Genomic DNA, 1,372 nt, shown 5'->3' with positions numbered 1-1,372 from the left:
AGCCCACCGAGACCCTCGACTGGTCGAATCCGCCGTTCGCCAAGTGGTTCAAGGACGGCAAGCTCAACGTCGCGTACAACTGCGTGGACCGCCATGTGGAGGCCGGCCACGGCGACCGGGTCGCCATCCACTTCGAGGGCGAGCCGGGCGACAGCCGCGCGATCACCTACGCCGAACTCAAGGACGAGGTGTCGAGGGCCGCCAACGCGCTGACCGAACTGGGCGTCCGGAAGGGCGACCGGGTCGCCGTCTACCTGCCGATGATCCCCGAGGCGGTCGTCGCGATGCTCGCGTGCGCCCGCATCGGCGCCGCCCACTCCGTCGTCTTCGGCGGATTCTCGGCGGACGCGATCGCGGCCCGGATCGCGGACGCCGACGCCAAGCTCGTCATCACCTCGGACGGCGGCTACCGGCGCGGCAAGCCCTCCGCGCTGAAACCGGCCGTCGACGACGCGGTCAGCCGGACGGACGCCGTCGAGAAGGTGCTCGTCGTGCGCCGGACCGGCCAGGACGTCGCCTGGACCGAGGGCCGCGACGTCTGGTGGCACGAGATCACCGCCAGGCAGTCCGCGGAGCACACGCCGGAGGCCTTCGACGCCGAGCACCCGCTGTTCATCCTGTACACGTCCGGTACGACGGGTAAGCCCAAGGGCATCCTGCACACCTCCGGCGGCTACCTCACCCAGGCCTCGTACACCCACCACGCGGTGTTCGACCTCAAACCGGAGACCGACGTGTACTGGTGCACGGCCGACATCGGCTGGGTCACCGGACACTCGTACATCACGTACGGGCCGCTCTCGAACGGCGCGACGCAGGTGATGTACGAGGGCACGCCGGACACCCCGCACCAGGGCAGGTTCTGGGAGATCGTCCAGAAGTACGGGGTGACGATCCTCTACACGGCGCCGACCGCGATCCGTACGTTCATGAAGTGGGGCGACGACATCCCCGCGAAGTTCGACCTGTCCTCGCTGCGTGTCCTCGGCTCCGTCGGCGAACCGATCAACCCCGAGGCGTGGATCTGGTACCGCAAGCACATCGGCGGCGACCGCACCCCGATCGTCGACACCTGGTGGCAGACCGAGACCGGCGCGATGATGATCTCGCCCCTGCCGGGCGTCACCGAGACCAAACCAGGCTCCGCCCAGCGGGCCCTGCCGGGCATCTCGGCGACCGTCGTCGACGACGAGGCGAACGAGGTCCCGGACGGCGGCGGCGGATACCTCGTCCTCACCGAGCCGTGGCCGTCGATGCTCCGCACCATCTGGGGCGACGACCAGCGGTTCCTCGACACGTACTGGTCCCGTTTCGAGGGCAGGTACTTCGCGGGCGACGGAGCGAAGAAGGACGACGACGGGGACATCTGGCT

At 69.1% G+C, this 1,372-nt stretch carries 1 protein-coding gene; it reads left to right on the top strand.

Features of this window, described 5'->3' with window-relative positions; genetic code table 11:
* On the top strand, window positions 1-1,372 hold a 1,372-nt coding region (gene acs / locus AC069T_RS37970; RefSeq protein WP_478787084.1), incomplete at both ends, for an acetate--CoA ligase.

This window comes from Streptomyces sp. NPDC043867, assembly GCF_056435845.1.
This window is presented reverse-complemented; position numbering and strand designations above follow the sequence as displayed.